This is a genomic window from Rhizobium alarense (genome assembly GCF_021555155.1).
GTDB classification, from domain to species: domain Bacteria; phylum Pseudomonadota; class Alphaproteobacteria; order Rhizobiales; family Rhizobiaceae; genus Rhizobium_D; species Rhizobium_D alarense.
This window is the reverse complement of record NZ_JAKGBU010000185.1, coordinates 1-1,012: the sequence shown is the minus strand read 5'-3', so window position 1 is coordinate 1,012 and position 1,012 is coordinate 1. Positions and strand designations below refer to the sequence as shown.

General features: G+C 64.1%; 2 protein-coding genes. Both read left to right on the top strand.

Features of this window, described 5'->3' with window-relative positions:
• Positions 1-604, top strand: a 604-nt coding sequence (locus LXM94_RS25910; RefSeq protein WP_235774768.1) for a M48 family metalloprotease, incomplete at its 5' end; no start/stop codon positions are given.
• Positions 604-1,012: transcription antitermination factor NusB (locus LXM94_RS25905; protein WP_329605654.1), on the top strand; the 409-nt coding region annotated here is incomplete at its 3' end. The genes LXM94_RS25910 and LXM94_RS25905, both read left to right, overlap by 1 nt.

The window sequence follows — 1,012 nt, the reverse complement described above, 5'->3', positions numbered from 1 at the left end:
TTCCTACGAGGAGGTGGCCGGTGTGATGGCGCATGAGCTCGCCCATATCCAGAACCGCGATACGCTGACCATGACCCTGACGGCGACGCTTGCCGGTGCCATCTCCATGCTCGCGAATTTCGCGATGTTCTTCGGCGGCAACCGCGAGAACAACAATCCACTCGGTGTCATCGGTGTCATCATTGCGATGATCGTCGCGCCGTTTGCCGCCATGCTGGTGCAGATGGCGATCAGCCGCACGCGCGAATATTCCGCCGACCGCCGCGGGGCGGAAATCTGCGGCAATCCCCTCTGGCTCGCGTCGGCGCTGCGCAAGATCGCGGTGGCGGCCGGCCGCATCCCGAATGACCAGGCGGAGCACAATCCCGCCACCGCCCATATGTTCATCATCAATCCGCTGTCCGGCGAACGGATGGACAACCTCTTCTCGACGCACCCCAATACCGAAAACCGAATCGCGGCGCTGGAGCAGATGGCGAGCGGCATGCGGGAACGCTCGACGGAGCCGGTCAGGGCTGATAAGCCCCTGCGCAAGTCGCGCTCGGTACCTTCCACCGGTTGGGGGCGCGGCGGTTCCGAACCGCCGAGGGGTCCCTGGTCCTGATGTCAGACAAGACGAAAGATACGCACCCGAAACGGACATTCCGAAGCGGCCAACCGGCTCGCAGGAAAGACGACGCTGAAGCGGGCACCGCAGAGAAGCCGGGCCTCGCTTCGCGCCAGGCGGCGGCCAAGATTCTCGCGGCCGTCATCGATCGTTATACGCCGCTCGACGGCATGCTGGACACCGAGCACGGCAATCCGGTTTATCGCAGCCTGGACGATGCGGATCGCGCGCTGGTGCGCGCCATGCTCAATACGGCCCTGCGCCACCTGCCGCGCATCGAGGCGATCCTTGATTCGCTCGTCGAGACACCGCTGCCGGAAGGTGCGCGCGCCCTTTACCATGTGTTAACCATAGCGGCTGCGCAGATCCTCTATCTTGATGTACCAGATCACGCGGCGGTCGACC